Source organism: Paenibacillus sp. XP01, from assembly GCF_057364885.1.
In genome coordinates this window covers 6,392,163-6,410,999 of record NZ_CP139481.1, presented here as the reverse complement: position 1 = coordinate 6,410,999, position 18,837 = coordinate 6,392,163, and the positions used below count along the sequence as shown (strand labels likewise).

The 18,837-nt window shown below is 53.1% G+C and carries 13 protein-coding genes and 1 pseudogene; 12 read left to right on the top strand and 2 right to left on the bottom strand.

The genetic code is table 11. The features are described 5' to 3' along the window. The first annotated feature begins 125 nt into the window (after positions 1–125). From SNR34_RS28885 to SNR34_RS28865, 5 genes are all read left to right on the top strand, one after another. A complete protein-coding gene (locus SNR34_RS28885; RefSeq protein ID WP_236413133.1) occupies positions 126–1,385 on the top strand; it encodes a TRAFAC clade GTPase domain-containing protein in 1,260 nt (419 codons plus the stop codon). Then, positions 1,382–4,609: a GAP1-N2 domain-containing protein gene (locus SNR34_RS28880; RefSeq protein ID WP_486180720.1), complete on the top strand. Its 3,228-nt coding sequence runs from the start codon at positions 1,382–1,384 to the stop codon at positions 4,607–4,609. The genes SNR34_RS28885 and SNR34_RS28880 overlap by 4 nt, the downstream gene beginning before the upstream one ends. Before the next feature lie 478 nt (positions 4,610–5,087). Beyond that, on the top strand, positions 5,088–5,969 hold the full coding sequence (locus SNR34_RS28875; protein ID WP_236413130.1) for an ABC transporter ATP-binding protein: 882 nt from the start codon (positions 5,088–5,090) through the stop codon (positions 5,967–5,969). 212 nt (positions 5,970–6,181) lie between these two features. After that, on the top strand, positions 6,182–7,009 hold the full coding sequence (locus SNR34_RS28870; RefSeq protein WP_486180719.1) for an IucA/IucC family C-terminal-domain containing protein: 828 nt from the start codon (positions 6,182–6,184) through the stop codon (positions 7,007–7,009). 142 nt (positions 7,010–7,151) lie between these two features. Further along, on the top strand, positions 7,152–7,631 hold the full coding sequence (locus SNR34_RS28865; protein WP_486182528.1) for a glutathione peroxidase: 480 nt from the start codon (positions 7,152–7,154) through the stop codon (positions 7,629–7,631). A gap of 138 nt (positions 7,632–7,769) precedes the next feature. On the opposite strand, the gene pelA is transcribed toward SNR34_RS28865, so the two are convergent. After that, entirely contained in the window at positions 7,770–8,942 is a 1,173-nt protein-coding gene (gene pelA / locus SNR34_RS28860) for a pectate lyase (protein WP_486180718.1), read from the bottom strand. Between the two features lie 470 nt (positions 8,943–9,412). On the opposite strand from pelA, the gene SNR34_RS28855 reads away from it, so the two are divergent. Further along, positions 9,413–10,774: an FAD-dependent oxidoreductase gene (locus SNR34_RS28855; protein WP_486180717.1), complete on the top strand. Its 1,362-nt coding sequence runs from the start codon at positions 9,413–9,415 to the stop codon at positions 10,772–10,774. Between the two features lie 77 nt (positions 10,775–10,851). Here the strand turns inward: SNR34_RS28855 and SNR34_RS28850 are convergent, their stop codons facing one another. Continuing rightward, positions 10,852–11,352: a hypothetical protein gene (locus SNR34_RS28850; RefSeq protein WP_486180716.1), complete on the bottom strand. Its 501-nt coding sequence runs from the start codon at positions 11,350–11,352 to the stop codon at positions 10,852–10,854. Between the two features lie 212 nt (positions 11,353–11,564). Here SNR34_RS28850 and SNR34_RS28845 point away from each other — a divergent pair, with 212 nt between their 5' ends. From SNR34_RS28845 to SNR34_RS28820, 6 genes and pseudogenes are all read left to right on the top strand, one after another. Then, the gene (locus tag SNR34_RS28845) at positions 11,565–12,407 is read left to right on the top strand and encodes a formate/nitrite transporter family protein (protein WP_339275021.1); all 843 of its coding nucleotides are present in this window, start codon (positions 11,565–11,567) and stop codon (positions 12,405–12,407) included. A 237-nt stretch (positions 12,408–12,644) separates the two neighbouring features. After that, positions 12,645–12,962 carry a transposase gene (locus SNR34_RS28840; RefSeq protein WP_339272616.1) on the top strand — a complete coding sequence of 106 codons (318 nt, stop codon included), beginning with the start codon at positions 12,645–12,647 and terminating at the stop codon, positions 12,960–12,962. Next, positions 12,911–13,834, top strand: a pseudogene (locus SNR34_RS28835) (IS3 family transposase). Before SNR34_RS28840 ends, SNR34_RS28835 begins: the two are co-directional and overlap by 52 nt. A 439-nt stretch (positions 13,835–14,273) precedes the next feature. Beyond that, complete coding sequence (locus SNR34_RS28830) at positions 14,274–16,337, top strand: molybdopterin-containing oxidoreductase family protein (protein ID WP_486180715.1); 2,064 nt, start codon at positions 14,274–14,276, stop codon at positions 16,335–16,337. 159 nt (positions 16,338–16,496) lie between these two features. Then, positions 16,497–17,723, top strand: a complete 1,227-nt coding sequence (locus SNR34_RS28825) for an MFS transporter (protein WP_343261897.1) — start codon at positions 16,497–16,499, stop codon at positions 17,721–17,723. Positions 17,724–17,896: 173 nt separating this feature from the next. Next, on the top strand, positions 17,897–18,814 hold the full coding sequence (locus SNR34_RS28820; RefSeq protein ID WP_343261866.1) for a class I SAM-dependent methyltransferase: 918 nt from the start codon (positions 17,897–17,899) through the stop codon (positions 18,812–18,814). The last annotated feature ends 23 nt before the right edge of the window (positions 18,815–18,837 follow it).

Genomic DNA, 18,837 nt, shown 5'->3' with positions numbered 1-18,837 from the left:
ATTCGAGGTTGATGTAATCAGCACTTTCGGCCGAACTTATATACATCGGAATGAATTTTTACCATTTTGACGTTTCAAGCAATAGGCATCATCTTTTTGCGCTGATCAGGGAAGGGGGAGAGACTATGAGTTTTTTTAGCCGGTTTTTGAAAAGGCAGCAGCCGGAGGAACGTCCGTTGTTTTACGATATCGTCTGTCCGTATTGCTTCAGCAAATTTTCGCCGGAAGAGGTCGTGTTCCGGGCCGCGCATCATCGCGACGACGATGAAGATTATGCGCTTGGGGAAGACGCCAAGCTGAATCGCTACCGCGAACGTTTTGGATTGGATACCGTATTCGAAATGGAGGCCGTATTGGCCCCCCATGACGTGCCGGAAGAGCATCGCATTTACTCGGACAACATCATCATGGGCTTGAATGATCGTTACGGCGTGGTAACGAGACGCAGGCTATGCCCGCAGTGTCACAATGAGCTGCCGGTGACGGCAGGCAAAGCGCCAAGCAACATTATTTCCATTATCGGCGCGTCGCAGGTCGGCAAGTCGGTCTACATGACGTCACTGATCCATACGCTCCAGCACTACACGGCAGACCATTTCGATGCCGCGTGCATGCCGCTGAATGCGGAGATCAGCCGCAGGTTCCGCGCCGACTACGAAGAGCCGTTGTTTGAACGCGGGGACCTGCTTGATTCGACGCAGAAGGAGAAGCTGCAGGAGCCGTTCATTTTCCAATTCGTCTTCAAGGACGAGGACAAGGCTCCGCTGACGCTGGTATTCTTCGACGTGGCTGGCGAAGGCATGGTGGAGCAGGACTATCTCGGTTTGCACGGGCAGCACATCAAAAATTCCGCTGGCATCCTGTTCATGGTAGATCCGCTTCAGATTCGTTCCATCCGGGACAAAATCCGCATTAATCTCGGCAACGAGCCGGGCGAATGGACGCCAAGATACGACGAGCCGCGCGACGTGGTGCTGACGCTGTTCGGTGATTTCATCGCGTACCAGGACAAGGCCAAAACCGATATCCCGACGGCCGTCGTGTTGACCAAAAGCGATATGCTGCATTCCCTCAAGGACGAGGATGGCGATTATATCAAATCGAACAGCAACGTGTTCCGCAACATGGTGCACCGCGACTATTTCAACCTGACCGAGTTCGAGAACATCGACGGAGAGATCCGCCGCTTCGTGGAGAAGGTGGACCGGCCGTTCAAAGGCACGATGGACGTGTATTTCAAAAATACAGCCTATTTCGCCGTTTCCGCATTGGGCAGCAATCCGGTCAACATGAAACTGCAGGGCGTCGTCAGTCCGATCCGCGTGGACGAGCCGTTCCTGTGGCTGTTGTACAAGCTGAAGTATATTGAGGGGAGAGTGGAATGATGCCTTCTTCCCAAACCCCGCCGATCGAACAGCAGATGTACACGAGGGAGCGGAGAGGGGTGTTTCGCACCACGGAAGGATTCGATACGGTTGCGGCATCGCCGGGATTGGACCCTGCTTACATCAAAAAAGTGCTTCATCCTTACTGCGTCTACGATGCTCCCGCTGAACTGACGGGCCGGGGAGAGAAGGACGGCAGCAAGTTTCCGCCGTCCATCCACCTGGTCCGCCTGGAGAACGGTGAGACGCTCCTCGGGCAGAACGTCTACCAGGCTGCCGATTTTACCGGCCTGCGCAGCGCTTTTTTTGCCCATAACTATGTCCTGCCTGCCGTCCGCGCGGAGCAGCAGATGAAACAGGGCGGTTGGCTGGACACTGCCTTCGCCACGTCATATGACATCGAGCAAGGCACAATATTGCCTTCGCTGGACGCTTTGCCTGCAGCCCCGTCATTGTCTGCCGAAGAGGGCTCTCCGTCTCCTGAAGCGGTTCTGGAGTCGCTCAAGATGAGCGAAGCGCTGTTCAAGCGTATGCTGTACGCCGTCATGCAGGCGGTGGCGACGCGCCGCAAAGTATACGTAGCACTGGATTTGCCTGCCGAAGAGATAACGGACGGCGCCCGGAAGCTGCTGCGTTTGCTGTATGCCGCTTTGCCGTATGCTTACCGCAGGCAGCTGGGATTCATGACGTACGCGAAGGAACCACAGGCGAAGAAAGGCATCCATCTGCAGTTCGTGGAACGGGGCACGCTTCGTCCGAAGGATCGCAATACGGAGAAGGACTTTACGTTCGATTTGATGTCCGGCAGGGTGACCCATGCCGACCTGTCGACAGCCCAACTGCCGTACATGACCTATGCTTGGTCATTGCTCCAGCCGGAAGGGAGAGCAGCCGCGGAAGGCTTTTATACGTTCGCGGACGAAATGCTCGCCAACATGGAGCCTGGCCGCGAGCTGTCGATTGAGGCTTATGGCGAATTAGCGCAATTTTACCGGCTTGAACAGGGCATCGATTCCCTGGATGTGCTGGATAACAAGAGCGGCGTGCTGGGCGGGTTGCTCACGTATCTGAAACCTGAAGGCGGGACGTTGCAGCGTGCGCGGCTCAATGAACTGTTTCTGGCGCTTCTCGGCCGCGAGCTGGACGGCGTCAAACGGGAACAGGTTCCCGAGGAAGCGGTCGCTGCGGGGATCGGCGAATATTTCAGCATTGCTTCTCAAGCGGTCCAGTCGCGCATCGTCGACTATTTCGTATACGGCATCAACAACGCCCGTGGGCGCAAACGTATGCGCGCCGTCCAAGAGCTATATGCCTTGCTGGATCGTGAACCGGGTCTGCATATGGCTTTTTTCGGGAAGGTGCTGGGTAATCCGTCGCTATCGAAGCTGTTGTTCGAGCCCTATTTGGAACAACAGTTGAAACGGGCCGAGACGGCTGCAGATACTACAAAGGTCTTCCAGCGCTGGGTAACAGAGCACCCTGCAGCCGTTCACGACGGCTTCTTGCTGGAGCGGACTGCCGAGGAACTGCGTGAGCGTCTGTTTTCGGCACCTGATCCGGTCGAGGCTGCAAATGAAGCGCTGAAGCAGGTCAGTTTGCTGGACCGCATGCCAAAGGCCGCAGCCGGTTCAGCCATCACCGCCAAAATCGGTCAATCCGAGGCGCGGACCCAAGGATTTGCAAGTCGGGGCAGCTTGTCCGAACGAGCAGCGCCGCCCGATTATCAGGAGCAATTGACCCGGTTGGCAGATAAGCTGGCTTATGTCATTAATCTTTTCCTCATTCAGGATCTCGATTTGGGCCGGGTCGCCAGGGAGCAGCTGCTGAGCATTGATATTCTGCTGCACGAGAACGAAGTGCGGGATTGGGCTGCGAGACAGGGAGCCGACGTAACGGCCCGCATCAATGTCATGCTGGCCGCGAGAGCTTGGCTAAGCGGAGAGGATCAGGACGAGGCGAGGCTGGAGTCCCTCTCTTTGGCGGAGCGGAACGAAATGCAGCGTTGGACGCGCGGCTGGTTGGCCGCCGAAATGCGGCAGCAGCCGGGAAGCAAGTCCTTTGAGGCGCTGCCCCTTGCCTTTTATCGGGGAGGGAACGGAAGCAGGCTGGACTATGCCGGACTGCTGGATTTCGTCCGCAGCCATGTCGGCAGCAAGGACGTGTTATACCAATTCATGGAATGGTCGGGACGCCAGCGGCTCTTCATGCGAGGGCAGCAAGCAGCCAAGGCCTACTCGGATGCGGTCGTGGATTATTTCAAAACCCATGATCGGGATGCCTTCAAATCGAAATCTGCCTTCAAGCCGTATTATGCAAGGGCAGACAGGACCATGAAACCCACGTATGACCGGGCCAAATCGGAGCTCGCCTCACCGCTGGTTCGCATACTGACAGGCAAGAGAAAGAACCTGTTCCTGGCATCGTTCATCGTCATTCTGGTTGCCGGCATTGCGGGAGCAGCCTTGGCATGGATGGGCAAAGATTCGGAAGCGCCGGCGGCTTCTCCGCCGTCCGTGCAGGAGCCCGATGTTACGAGCGAGCCGGAAGTGCAGCTGCCCGAGCAGGTGGCCTATGTTATTCCGGGCGGCTCCGGCGGGAGTGCGGAAGCCTCGTCGCAATTGGTGATCCGTTTCCGCACGGAGACAGGCGGGGATACGCTGCAGTCCGATTCGCTGGAGTTGAACATGAAGGATGGCAGCGTAGAGGAACTTGATGCTGCCGGAGCGTGGGAGAGCCTAACCACGGAAGGGCAGCCAGAGGGTTCAACTGCAGGCGACGGTGCGGCTGGTTCTTCAGTTGACCCATCCGGGAATGACGATACCCATGACAGTTCCGAAGGATCGACCAATGAAGGCAGCGGTGTACAGAGTGAGAGCTCTGCACCAGATCTGAGTCAAGGAGAAGAGAATGGTGCCTCATCGCCCGATTCGTCTTCAACCCAGTCTCCTGACGCATCGTCGCGTGGGACAGACGGACAGGCTGGAGAAAACGGAACGAGTGCTGGCACAGGTTCAACGAATGGCACGTCAGATCAGCAGTCGGCAATAGACGGTTCAACGGGATCGAGTGCCCCCTCTTTGGAGAACCTGACGGAAGCGGACATGGATCGGCTTTATCCGTTCGGCCAGAAGGTGCGCATTCCCGAGGGAATCGAGGCAGCGAACATTGCCAGCGTGCAAAGCGGCGCGCTTGTGATTAACCTGATCCCTGAACCTAAGTTGTAGCTCGGTAACAGACCCATTTCAGGGAAAAGCATATCAACAAAACAAGGGTGAGAGAAGCCAGTGTATGGACTCTCGCCTTTTTTTTCGTAGGTTTGGCCGAAATTCCATGAATTCGTAATGGCCTGAGAAGCATATATAATGTCGTTGCAGCGATCTGATTGGAGATGTATCCGGCGCGGTACGGTCTTGGGAAGCTGGCGCAGCAGCATTCATCAGCAGGCATCTCTTGTGCAATTTACTGAAATACGGTCTTCCAATGCGATGTATTTCCTTTCGAAATATGTCCATCTTGCAAAATACTGCATTCCATACCCAATGAATTTGCGAAATGGTGTTGACAAATGATAATGATTATCAGTATCTTTAGATATAGGAACTTTTTGAACTTGCTGAGTCGGTAATCTTTTCATACAACCAATACGTTATTGTTGCCATAACCGGAAGTACATACCCGGATAAATGAGAGAGGGATGATCGCATGTTTCGTCTGGAGACGTCCAAGCTGGATATCGCTTATGAAGAAAGACTGATTGTTGAGGACCTGAATATTCAAATCCCCCAAGGCCAGATCACGGCCCTTGTCGGAGCCAACGGCTCGGGGAAATCGACAATCCTGAAAACGATGGCACGCATCATGAATCCCAAGGGCGGACAGGTGCTGCTCGACGGAAAGTCCATTCATAAGCAATCTACGCGCGAGGTAGCCAAACAGCTTGCGATCTTGCCGCAAAACCCTACTGCACCGGAAGGGCTGACCGTAACCGAGCTTGTTTCTTATGGCCGCTTCCCGTATCAAAAAGGTTTCGGATCGATGCGTCCCGAGGACAAGCGCATGATCGAATGGGCCATCGAAGTGACGGGCATGAACGAATTTCATGATCGCCCGATCGATCAGTTGTCCGGAGGACAGCGCCAACGTGCATGGATTGCGATGGCTCTTGCTCAGGAAACGGATATCCTGTTCCTTGACGAACCGACGACATTCCTTGATATGGCCCACCAGCTGGAGGTGCTTCAATTGCTGGAGATGCTGAATACGACCGCCAATCGTACCATCGTCATGGTCGTACATGATCTGAACCATGCCTCCCGTTATGCCCATCACATGATTGGCATCAAGAAAGGCAAAGCGGTGGCTACAGGCTCGCCTGTTGAAGTCATGAACCCCGACGTGCTGCGCGAAGTGTTCAACATTGAAGCAGATATCGTTATAGACCCGCGCTCGGGCGTTCCGTTGTGCTTGCCGTACGCGCTTGCCGGAGCACGTCAACAAGTATTCGAACAGCCGGTTGCGAATGAATCGATGCTGCATGTAGCAGGAAGAACGGAACAGCGCATTCGCACCGCTGCGGGAAGTTAGACATTTCAACGCCTGTAATGGGCGAATCATAATAAGGGCCGTTGTGCTGCATGCACACGGCTCATTTTCGCGTTATACAGGATTAGGGTTCGCCAGCGTACATTTCTAGAGAGCTGGCATCAGGGTATGTCGGATATGTACGTTTGAAACAAGTAACTTGTTAATTCTGGATCTACAGCGATACATAATTTCGTATGGGAGGGTTTTCGATCATGGGAGCGATCAATTACGATTGGCTGCAGCAGTATGGCCAAATTGCAGTGACATCGTTGGAGCAGCCAGTCTGGAGCATGCCCCTGGCCGCGTTGAAAGATCCTGTTCAAGCCAGGCAAATGCTGGCCGAGTTCAACAAACACCTTCGTGCCGACTCGCTGCGTTCGGCGGCCGTTTATTTCACGCATTCGCTGCGGGGGCTTGTGCTTGGGATCCACTACATGACAGCCGTATGCGATGCGCGGCTCGACATTTCGCTGGACAATATCGAATTGCAGCTTGAAGTGAAGAACGACCGTGTGGCAGCAAGTTTCCTCCTTAGGGATGCGACAGAGCGTCCGCATGTTCAACAGGCAGCCGAGGGAGATGAACCCCGGAATCGAGCATGTGCCCAGTCCTCATGGCGAAACGAGGTGCTTACGGCATACTACGGCGAGCAGCTGCGTCCGATGATTGAGGGAGTGGCAGCAGCCGGAGGGGCCAAACCGGGCCAAATGTGGTCGCAGCTGGCGGGCATTCTGAGATGGTTCACAACGGCGGTGCAGCAGATGCCCATTGAACAGGCGGAACGCGAAGCGGTCATCGAAGGATACGAGCATGTGATCAGCATGCCTCCGGACGTGTTGGGGCTGAAAAGAAACCTCCTGTCCTTCAAGCCGGTGGAGGTTGCGAATCCCTACCAGCCCGGGCAGACCCTGCTGATGAAGCCCGCCTGCTGTTTGCATCATGTCGTCTATGACGGACAGGATTATTGCTACACCTGTCCGAAGCTGAGCAAGGCGGAGCGGCAGGAACGTTACGAAGCGATCCTCGCGGCGAATAAGTAATAAGGGTACCGTTTTCGCAGATTTGGTATTGGGCAGGGACAGGTTTATAATGGAAATATCGGCTGTATCGCCAGCGCATCGTTCGTGAACCTTGCGGGAGGCACAGCCTTTGAAACCTACAAAAGCATGGGAGGAATCGGTCATGTCCGTATATTCGTACAAAGCGGTAACTACCGCCAATCAAGACGTGTCGCTCGATCAATATAAAGGCAAAGTGCTGCTCATCGCCAACACGGCCAGCCAATGCGGGCTGACGCCGCAATACGGCGAATTGCAAAAGCTATATGATCGTTACCGCGATCAGGGCCTTGTCGTGCTCGGGTTTCCCTGCAATCAGTTCGGTGGCCAAGAACCGGGGAGCAGCGAGGAGGCAGCATCGTTCTGCCAGCTGAACTACGGCGTGAATTTCCCGGTATTCGCTAAAGTGGAAGTGAACGGCGAAGGCGCGGACCCGTTGTTCCAATATCTTCGCAAGCAGCAGCCGGGTGAGGGCGAGAGCAATGAGATTCAGTGGAACTTCACAAAGTTTCTCGTGAATCGAAGCGGTGAAGTGGTGGCACGTTACGAGCCGAAGGAATCGCCTGAGGCGATGACAGCCGAAATTGAGCAATTGCTCGGTTAAGGGTTAAACCTGAATATTACGCAAAAACCTGTCCCCGGACGTGCCCGGTGACAGGTTTTTTTGTGAACGTGGCGGAATGGTTCGCAGTTTTCGGCAAAATTGCCGTACCAAAGCGGATTGGGTCATGCCGCAGCAGACCTAGGGGAGCGGCTGCCTCAATGTATAATATCCTTGCTCGGAGGCCAGTTTAAGCAGATTGCGAGCATAGTTTCCGGCCCAGGAATAGCCGTGCCTGCGCTCCTCGCTGATCTCCAGAATGTCCATGTATTTCAACCCGTCCCGGTCGGCAAAAAAAGGAACATCCTCATCCACGTTATAGAAACGGTACCAGATGACGCTGCCCGGATCAGGCTCGAAATACACCGGTCCCTGGCGGTTGTATTTGGTTCCATTTTCCCGAACGGTATCGAACCAACGAAGCGCGCTTTGCGCGGCCTTTTTAATCTCGGGCGTTTGCGGCCTGGACATGAGGAAGGCGGTAATACCTACCGATTCCGATCCCGATTTGGAGGCCAGTTCATAAGCCCTCCCCGGCAGCGGGGCGAAGGTTACCGGATCGTGTTGGGCGCACCAGACGGTAGGCACGCCGTTGTTGACGATTTGCGCTTTCAGCGTGTAGTCGATGCCTTTGTTCAGGGCCTTTTTCAATCGTGCACGATCCTGTTCATTCAGAATGTCGTTATTGAAGCCTTCGCGCCGTTCAATCATATCGTCAATAAGGACCATGGTGCGCACCATCGCGTTGTCGTTGTATGTAACGGCATCCGAGTAGTTTCCGCGTTTGGGGTACACTTGCGGCCAGCCTCCTGATGGATATTGCGAAACCAGAATGAAATGGACGGCTTTGCGGATACTGTCCTTGAAGACCGGATTGCCCGTTTGATCGTACATATGGGCCAGGAAACGGATTTCCGTGACGGTTGCATCATTATCGAACGTGCCCAGCTCAACGCCATTCGGGTCCTTCCAATCCGAGCGCGCGGTTTTGCCATCCCAACGGGCTTTGTATTTTTCTTCCATCGCTTTGAAAAAGCCGCCATGAGGCATCTGCCACGAAACGATATTGAGCGCATAGGCCGTGTCCTTAGCCAGATCTCCCGTTGCAAAAGCGCTGTAATCCCTGAACCTCTGCAAAATGGAGGATACATCCGCCCCCACAGGCGCAGTGGCGGAGATGATCTCGGTCTTAATCGTAACCGGTGCAGAGTCGGCGTTAACCGGCGAAACGGCCAGAGCACTTGCAGTGACCATGGCAATGGAGGTGGCAGCCGGGATGAATCGAAGCAGGGCGGACCGTGAACTTTTTTTCAAAAGATAAGCCTCCTTGTTGGGAATATTGGGAGTTTAATTATAGTTAATCCATTATAAGGATCATCTATATTAATGATTGTAAGCGTTTGCCATCATAAAAATGACACCCTGTTATAAATTTGTGACAATTTTTCAAATGCCTCGAAGGGGGCGTTCGAAAGAAAAATCTGCGGAAAAGAAACCTGTCTCAAACCCAAGCGTGGCAAAGCATAAATTGTCTTAAAGCAGGGGAAAATGTAATGTCAGTAAAGGGGAAGGCGAACCACAGCCGAGAGAGGAAACTTTAAATTTGTACAATTTTTTTGTAGAACCTATTGCAATGTGAAAAATGTCACATTATAATAAGGGCATAAAGTGAAATTAATCACAAAAGGACGTACGCTACAAAGTGAATGATTTCACATATCTAATTATCGTTTATTTATCCGCTGTTTTTAATCATATGCCCAACTCTCAAGGAGGAATTCATCATGAAAATCGCAGTCATCGGATGTACACATGCAGGAACCGCAGCCATCGTCAACACAGCCAAATTGTATCCGGAAGCTACCATCACGGTTTACGAACGCAATGACAACATCTCTTTCTTATCCTGCGGCATTGCCCTTTACGTGGGCGGCGTAGTCAAAGATCCCGACGGCTTGTTCTATTCCTCGCCCGACCAACTGGCCGACCTTGGCGTGGTCACCAAAATGTTGCACGAAGTGACTGCGGTGGATGCCGACAACCATACGCTGCGGGCGAAAAACCTGAAAACCGGCGAAGAGTTCGAAGACACGTTCGATAAATTGATCGTAACGACCGGTTCTTGGCCAGTCATTCCGAAGCTGGACGGCATCGAGATGGATAACATCCTGCTCTGCAAAAACTACAACCACTCGAACACGATCATTGAAAAGGCAAAAGAGGCCAAACGCATTACCGTGGTTGGTGCAGGCTACATCGGGGTGGAGCTTGTCGAGGCCTTCCAAATGAACGGCAAAGAAGTCACACTGATCGACAGCGTGGACCGCATCCTGAACAAATACCTGGATCGTGAATTCACGGATGCCATCGAAGATACGCTGACTGGACGCGGCATCAAGCTTGCTCTTGGCCAAACGGTACAGAAATTTGAAGGCGAGAATGGCAAAGTAACCAAAGTCATCACGTCCAAAGGAGAGATCGAAACCGATCTGGTCATTCTGTGCATCGGCTTCCGTCCAAATACGGGACTGCTGAAAGGTCAAGTCGACATGCTTCCGAACGGAGCAATCATCGTGAACAAATACATGCAAACCAGCCACAAAGACGTTTTCGCCGCAGGCGACAGCTGCGCGATCCATTACAATCCGACAGGCAAAGCAGCCTACATTCCGCTTGCGACCAACGCGGTGCGCATGGGTACGCTCGTGGCACGCAACCTTGTTCGTCCGACAACGCCTTACCTCGGAACCCAAGGCACATCGGGCATCAAAATTTATGAGCAAAACATTGCCGGTACGGGACTTACCGAAACATCGGCAGCCGATGAAGGTTTGGTTGTCGAAGCGGTTACGCTGGAAGACAGCTATCGTCCGGAGTTCATGCCGACTGCTGAGAAACTGCTGCTCAAGGTGGTGTATGAACAAGCTACACGCCGCATCGTCGGGGCGCAGGTGATGTCGCAGGCGGATCTGACCCAGTCGATCAATACGATCTCGGTTTGCATCCAGAACAACATGACGGTGGATGAGCTGGCGTTCATCGACTTCTTCTTCCAACCGCATTACAACAAACCGTGGAACTTCCTGAACTCGGCGGGACTCCAAGCTCTGCCTCCAGTGGAAGTGAAGGCACCGGCAATGGTTTAACACTTTATATATGTAAAGTCGATATTTAAACAGCAGCAGGTTGGCGGAGATCCGTCAGCCTGCTGTTTTTTTGGTGATTACAGGTTGTCCGCATGCTGCGGCGATCTGCCACTTAACTTCAAATGTATGAAATTCTCTTCACGCAGAACAGTAACGCTAAAGTTCTCACTCTTTTTCACTTCACGATAATACTCGTCATAGCTCTGAAAATGAAATTGATAACCCATTTTGACCACAGAGCCATAGAGGGAACAGACGATTTCCCGGTCTTTCACGAAAATGATCTGTTGGATCGCTTCATCGTCCGATTCATAAACGTGATCGCTTTCGAAGCCGATGGCCGAAGTGATTTCTTCTTTGGAGGTATAGGGAGAAAATGAATACATGGCATCCCAGTCAAACGGAATGAGTGCGTTCAGCGCATATTCCCCGTCATCCATAGAGTGGATCATGTCTTCGAACGCGTTTAGATGCTGTTGTGCAAGAGAAGGCTGAACTTTGTTCAAGTGAAGAATGCATCCAGGCAAAATGCTAAGTACAAGAATAAGCGCAGCCCATGCTCCTTTTCGTAAATCCAATATGACAAAGCCCCTCTCCAGTAAGGTTTCTCTTCATCTTACCGCATTTTTATGGAAAGGAACATGTTCAACATTATCGCTAATACGGGCATTGTGATTATTTGCACAAAGTTTTGCCGCCTGGCGAGATACAATGAAAACATAAAGTTGAACGGTGAAGAGAAAAGACCTTTGTCAGGGCGATTCATCACACAGTAAGAGGAGGATGCGTTATGGCGGCAAAAACACCTCTTGAGGTTGCACAATATACGGCGCAGACCGGGATGAAAAAAGCGCAAAGTCCGGTATCCACCGTGTTGGTGCTCGGTTTTCTGGCCGGAGCGTTTATCGCGCTCGGCTTTTTGCTGGATATTCGGGTCATTGCCTCTGCTCCGGCGGAGTGGGGAAGCATCGCCAATTTTATCGGGGCCGCAGTGTTCCCGGTGGGGCTGATCATGGTTTTGGTCGGGGGCGGCGAGCTGCTGACAGGCAACATGATGGCCGTACCGCTGGCGGCAGTGACACGCAAAATTACGCCAGGCAGCATGTTCAAAAACCTGCTGCTGGTGACGCTCGGCAATTTGTTGGGTGCGCTGTTCGTTGCGTATTTCTTCGGCCACGTACTGGGATTGACCGGCGACGGAGCATACTTGACCAAATTGGTCGATATGGCGGGGCATAAGCTGCATGACGGTTTCCTGCAGGCCTTCATCTCCGGCATCGGCTGCAACTGGCTGGTGGCGATGGCGGTATGGTTGTCCTATGCAGCCGACACGATGAGCGGCAAGGTGCTGGGCATCTGGTTTCCGACGATGGCTTTCGTGGCCATCGGCTTCCAGCACGTTGTGGCCAACATGTTCCTGATTCCGGCGGCCATTTTCGAAGGGCACTATTCGTGGGGCGAGTTCTTTATGAATGTTGTGCCCGTATGGTTGGGGAATCTGACGGGAGGCGCGCTCTTTGTGGCGGGGGCGTACTACCTGGCGTATATGCGCACAGCCAAACCGGAGGCGGCCGCAGCGGAAGGGGCGCAGCCGAAGGCGGAGACAAGAGCGGTATGGAGCAAGCAGGCATAATGCCAGCGATGGAGGAATCCAACGTGATCCGACGCGTAACGAACCTGAGGCATCTTATAATGGCTCATTTCCGCATTGTTCAGCGCTAACGAATCCTACGCACGCTATTTTACCGAAAAAGGGGAATCGGGTGGCCTTGCGCTAACTATAACGTGTCTGATGCAGCTAGAATAAAAAGTGGACACATCGTTAAGGAACAGAAATAATAGACCTAACGAAAGAAGAGGTGTCCACGGCATGGGAGAACAACGGCAACGCTATAATGAAGAATTTAAGAAACAAACGGTAAAGTACATTCAGGAGCAAACGAAGACGTTATCCGATGTAGCGGAAGATTTAAATATTCCTAAAAGTACGCTGAGTCAATGGATGACCAAGTATCGGCAGTTCGATCAGGAAAGCGTCAATCATCCCGAAAAGATCCGAAATCTCGAACAAACACTACGGGCCAATGAAGCAGAACAACGCCGGAAAGACCGTGAAATTGAAGATCTCAAAGAAGAATTGGCTATTCTAAAAAAGGCGCTGCACATCTTCAGCAAGGAAAAGAACTGAGGTTCCAATTCATCGAAGAGTATCGCTCCGACTTTCGAGTGGAGAAGATGTGCAAGGTCTTGCAAGTGTCTCGGAGTGGCTACTACAAATGGCGTTTGGCTGCACCATCCAACCGAGATCAGCGGAGGAAACGCCTTACGAATCGAATTTTGTGGCACTATCATGACTCGGATTCGAGGTATGGTAGTCCTCGTATTCGCAATGAACTTTTAAAAGAAGGTTGGGTCGTATCGGAGCGTACGGTCGGCTTCATCATGCGCGAAAACGGACTTCGTTCCTGTGTTTCGCTTAAGTTTAAAGTGTGTACAACGGATTCCAGACATACGTTTCCGGTAGCGCCTAATGAGCTCCAGCAAGACTTTTCAGCTTCAAAACCGGCCGAAAAATGGGTCGCAGACATCACCTATATCCCATGCCGTCAGGGCAGACTGTATTTAGCCAGCATTTTGGATCTGTATACCAAGCAAATTGTAGGTTGGAAGCTGAGCGACCGCATGACCACTGATCTCGTCATGGATGCATTAAACTAGGCCTATACTGCGAAAAAGCCAGCAAAAGGGCTCATCCACCACTCTGATCGTGGAGCACAATATGCTTCCAAAGAGTATCGACGCAAGTTGGAACAGTATGGGATGAAAGCGAGTATGAGCAGGCCTGGAAACTGCTATGACAATGCTTGTATTGAAGCCTTTCACAGCACATTGAAGCGAGAACTGATCTATCGCATCCCTAGATTTAAAACGAAGGCAGAAGCCTATGAAGCACTATATCGCTACTTGGAATTCTTTTATAATCGCAAACGCTCACACAGTGCACTGGGTTACCTGTCTCCTTTGGAATTCGAGCAACAGTATTACCAAAAAACCTCATAAACGAGAGTGTCCACTTTATTGACAGAAGAGCATGAGGTTCGTTACCGATGCAAGACGGCCAAATCAACCCGAATAAGGTGTGTGAGGTTCGTAAGCCGCGAGAGGTTATAACGTAACGTGAAGAGGACCGTTTTATACTCATAACGAAACAAGTGCAGGGACGCCTGCACTTGTTTTTTTACCATTTTAAAAATGTAAACCGCAGAAAAGTAAATTCGCCATGAAGAGGTTCGGGGGAACGAAACCTGTCCATGGCGAATTTCGGGAGTGGTCCATGATATGGCATAAGGAGGAAGTGGGGAAACACTAACCTGATGCCTTGCTTATATTGTACCCGCGCCATCTTTAGGTGAATCAGGTAAAGCAAATTTTTTTGCGCAAAAAGTCGAATTGGCGATATGATATAGCAATAGCATTTTGCAGGAGGAGGAGAAAGGACATGATCGATCAGGACAATGGCGTATTTCCGGCGGTTTGCCCGCTTGATTGCCCGGATACGTGCGGCCTGCTGCTACATAAGGAGAACGGAAAAATCGTGAAGGTGACGGGCAATCCCGATCATCCCATCACCAAAGGCGCCATCTGCAACAAGGTCAGAAACATGACGGAGCGAGTCTATCATCCGGAACGGCTGCAGTATCCGCTCAGACGTGTCGGCGCCAAGGGAGAGGGGCGGTTCGAACGCATCAGCTGGGACGAAGCGATCGACGAGATCACGACCCGATTCCGCGCGTTGTCCGAGACGTACGGACCGGAATGCATTTTGCCCTACAATTTCTACGGCAACATGGGCATTCTCGGCGTGGACGGCATGGACAAACGTTTTTTCAACGCTTTGGGTGCCAGCGTGCTGGAGCAGACAATCTGCAATGCGGCAGGCAATACGGGCTGGAAATATACGATGGGTGCCAATCGCGGCACATTGCCGGAAGATACGGAGCACGCGGACGTCATTGTGGTATGGGGCGGCAATATCGTGAGCACCAACATGCACCAAGTCGTGCTGGCCGAGAAAGCCCGCAAAAAAGGGGCGAAAATCGTCGTCATCGACGTGCATCGCAATCGCACCGCACAGTGGGCTGACTGGTTCATCCCGCTCTATCCAGGCACGGACAGCGCGCTTGCGCTCGGACTTATGCACGTGCTGTTTGAACGCGGGATGGTGGACGAAGCCTTCATGCAAAAATATACCGTCGGTCACGAGGCGCTGCGCGAGCATGTCCGCGAGTACACGCCTGAGCGGGTGGCGCGGATTACGGGCGTATCGGCCGAGGACATCGTGAAGCTTGCCGAGCTGTACGGGCGCGCCGACGCGGGTTACATCCATATCGGCAACGGGCTGCAGCACCACGACCATGGCGGCATGAGCGTGCGCAGCATTGCCTGCCTGCCCGCGATTACCGGGCACTGGCTGAAGCGCGGCGGCGGGGCCGTGCGCACGAACAGTTATGCCAGCACTAACGGCGATGCCTTGGAGCGCCCGGAACTGCGAGCGAACCCGGAACCGCGCGTCGTGAACATGAACCGGATCGGTGAAGCGCTGCTGGAGGCGGAGCAGCCGATTCGGGCCCTCATGGTTTATTGCAGCAACCCGTTGGTGGTTGCGCCGGATACAGAGCGGGTTATGCAAGGTTTTGCCAGAGAAGACCTTTTTACGGTCGTGCATGACCTGTTTCTGACGGATACCGCCAAATACGGCGATATCGTGCTGCCTGCGGCATCTTCGTTCGAAGAAACGGATTTGTACACATCGTATTGGCATCAGTATGTGCAGCTGCAGCAACCGGTCATCGCGAAAATCGGGGAGAGCAAAAGCAATGTGGAGCTGTTTTCGCTGCTGGGACAAGCGATGGGGTATGACCCAGAAATATTCAGCGAAACGCCGGAGCAAATGATCGCGGATGCGCTAAAAGATACGGGCAATCCGTACATGAATGGCATTACGTTGGGAGCACTCAAAGCCAACCGGTTCGTGAAGCTGGACATGGCGGCGCATGCCACATTCCTCGAAACGCTGCCCACGCCGTCCGGCAAAATCGAGTTGTACTCGGAAACGATGCGGGAGCGCGGCTTGCCGCCGCTGCCGACATACCGCCCGGCGGTGGAAGGGTATGATGGCGAGCGCCGGCCAAGCGAAGAAGACAAATATCCGCTGATGTTCCTTTCCCCGCCGAACCATAATTTCCTGAATTCCACCTTCGCCAACTCGGCGAAGCATCAGAAGATGGAGAAAATGCCGCTGCTGCACATTCATCCTGAAGACGCGGAGCGCCGGAACGTGGCCGACGGCGACCCGATTATCGTTTGGAACGACCGCGGGCGCATCGAGCTGGTCGCGAAGGTCAGCGATGCGATGCTGCCGGGGACGGTCATCAGCCAAGGATTATGGTGGGATGGCGCGGGACGGAAACAGCGGGTCAACGTGCTGACGCCAAACCGATTGTCCGACATGGGCAATGGAGCGACCTTTTTCTCATCCACTGTTGAAGTGAAGCGTCAATGAGTGTGCTTGCGCATGTCATGTTTTCGGGTAAGATGGACTGAGGGCAGTGGAAACAACAATGAACGAATAGACCTAGAATATCCATGTCTTCGCTCAGGGCTGATCAGACGGCCGGAGCGAAGGCTTTTGTTTTGAATGAAGGAGAATGGAATCGACATGTTGAGATGGCTTGATACGTATCCGAAAGAAGTAAAAGTGTTTTTGCTCGCAAGCTTGGTCAACGCTACGGGCAGTGCCCTGATGTGGCCTCTGACCACGATGTACGTGTTCGACGAACTAGGACGAACGATGGCTAATGCCGGGTTCGTCATCCTCATCCAGTCGCTTGGCGGCATATTCGGCCAACTGCTGGGGGGCGCATTGTACCACCGCGTCGGCGTCAAAAAGCTGATCATCGGTTCGCTTGCGCTGAATGCGGCCGGGTTGTTTGCATTGCCGTTCATTAGCGCCTACTGGGTCGTATTCATTTGCGCCATGGGCTGGATCGGCCTGTTCAGTTCATTATCATTGCCTGCAATCCAGGCATTTGTCGGGTTCCGGTTTGCCGAGCGGCGGGCGGAACTGTTCAACGTCATTTATGTGGCGAACAATATCGGCGTAGCCATAGGAACGGCGCTCAGCGGTTTTTTGGCGGACTTTTCGTATCATCTCAGCTTTGTATTGAACGGGGTGACATCAGCGGCATTTGCGGTCTTTTTCTGGTTCTACCTGTCGAAAGCAGAGCCGGAACAGGGGGGCGTGCATCTTGCCAAACGCAGCCGGACCGGTCAAACAGGCACAAGCACATGGGCTTTGCTCGGCAATGTCAGGTTGTATCTGTTCATGAGCCTGGGCGTGCTGTTTCTGCTGTTCGGCAACTCGATCTGGAATACGGGCGTGTCCCCGTACATCATCTCCGAGGGCATGGAAAAACGAATGTACGGCCTGCTCTGGACGTTGAACGGCGTGCTGATTTTTGTGGGCCAACCGTTCACCACTTGGGTTAAGCGGACCATGGCACGCACGTCCAATGCGCAGATGACGGCGAGCGCCGTATTTTACGGTATGGCTTACCTGGTCATGATCACGATGTATAATTATCCGGGCATGGTGCTCGCGATGGTGCTGGCTACGTTCGGGGAAATGCTGATCTCGCCTGCGACCCCGGCGTTTATTTCAGAGCATGCGGGCAGGGCTGCCCCGTTCTATATCGGGTTGTCCGGCGGCATCGGTGCGGTGGGCCGGGTCATCGGGCCGTATGCGATGGGGGTCATGTACGACCACCAGGGACTGATTCCCGTAGCCTGGCTGGCCACGGCCATGGCGGGCGTGGCGGTCATCGGCTTCCTGGTCCATGGGGCAATGAACCGCGGCAGGGAAGCCAAGGAGTACGGGCTGGATGCCTGACTCCTTGTCCGGCTTCGTCCGGCAAGGAGAAGGTCGCTTTTTCGCCAATAGCGGAATTTTTACTTGACAAAAAAGTTTATTTATGCTATAATTTACATATTAAATGATCGCGTATATAATAGGGTTCTCCTGGCCAGGGGAACTCTATTTTTGTATATACGGAGGATTCGACGATGAAGAAGAATGAGTCCAGCATCACATCCCTGATTTCGGCTTTTGCCCGCGCCTACCACAGTGAGCATGATACCCCGCTTATTTTTGACGATTTCCTAGCCAAGCAGCTGATTACACCCGAAGAACAAGCCATGATTCGCGCAAACATGACGCAGGGCATTGCATTTTTCAACACAGAGATCGCGGAGCGTTACGCCGACGACCCGGACGAAACGCTGAAATGGATCGTCCATGTGCAGCTTGCTCCGATTACGTTGTCAAGGGCAGCCTATTGCGAGCAGTGTCTGATGAATGAGGTGCGGCTGGGGACCCGGCAATACGTCATTCTTGGCGCAGGGCTGGATACGTTTGCGTTCAGGCACCCGGAACTCCAAGGACTTCTTCACATCTATGAAGCGGATCATCCGGCCACGCAGCAATCCAAACTGGACCGGCTGGGCCGGGCTGGCCTGGACGTTCCCTCTCACCTGCATCCGGTTCCGATGGACTTTATCCATGAACCGGCAATCCGGAAACTAACCGATGCCGGATTCGGGCAGCTGAAAACATTTTTCAGCCTGCTGGGCGTATCGTATTACTTGAGTAAAGAAGTGAATGCACGCTTGTTGCGGGAGCTGTTTGCCGATTTGCCTGCCGGAAGCTCTATCGTGTTCGATTATGCCGATGAACGAACATTCAGCACGCAAGGTCTTTCGGGAAGAGTAGAAAAAATGGTGCAAATGGCGGCGATGGGCGGCGAACCGATGCAGTCCTGCTATACGTATGCAGAAATAGAGTCCCTGCTGGCCGATGCCGGGCTGCTTGTGTATGAGCATTTGTCGCCCGAAGACATTCAGCAGCGCTATTTCGAGGATCGAAGCGACCGGCTGGCCGCGTTTGAGACGATACATTTCATTCATGCCGTGAAAGCACGATAGGATCACATTGTTATTTCGGCGTT

What these genes read in the sequence shown, in the direction of transcription:
- SNR34_RS28865 (WP_486182528.1), top strand. Translation starts at nt 7,152, where the DNA reads ATGTCCGTATATTCGTACAAAGCGGTAACTACCGCCAATCAAGACGTG.
- SNR34_RS28830 (WP_486180715.1), top strand. Translation starts at nt 14,274, where the DNA reads ATGATCGATCAGGACAATGGCGTATTTCCGGCGGTTTGCCCGCTTGAT.
- SNR34_RS28875 (WP_236413130.1), top strand. Translation starts at nt 5,088, where the DNA reads ATGTTTCGTCTGGAGACGTCCAAGCTGGATATCGCTTATGAAGAAAGA.
- SNR34_RS28870 (WP_486180719.1), top strand. Translation starts at nt 6,182, where the DNA reads ATGGGAGCGATCAATTACGATTGGCTGCAGCAGTATGGCCAAATTGCA.
- SNR34_RS28855 (WP_486180717.1), top strand. Translation starts at nt 9,413, where the DNA reads ATGAAAATCGCAGTCATCGGATGTACACATGCAGGAACCGCAGCCATC.
- SNR34_RS28820 (WP_343261866.1), top strand. Translation starts at nt 17,897, where the DNA reads ATGAAGAAGAATGAGTCCAGCATCACATCCCTGATTTCGGCTTTTGCC.
- SNR34_RS28845 (WP_339275021.1), top strand. Translation starts at nt 11,565, where the DNA reads ATGGCGGCAAAAACACCTCTTGAGGTTGCACAATATACGGCGCAGACC.
- SNR34_RS28880 (WP_486180720.1), top strand. Translation starts at nt 1,382, where the DNA reads ATGATGCCTTCTTCCCAAACCCCGCCGATCGAACAGCAGATGTACACG.
- SNR34_RS28885 (WP_236413133.1), top strand. Translation starts at nt 126, where the DNA reads ATGAGTTTTTTTAGCCGGTTTTTGAAAAGGCAGCAGCCGGAGGAACGT.
- SNR34_RS28840 (WP_339272616.1), top strand. Translation starts at nt 12,645, where the DNA reads ATGGGAGAACAACGGCAACGCTATAATGAAGAATTTAAGAAACAAACG.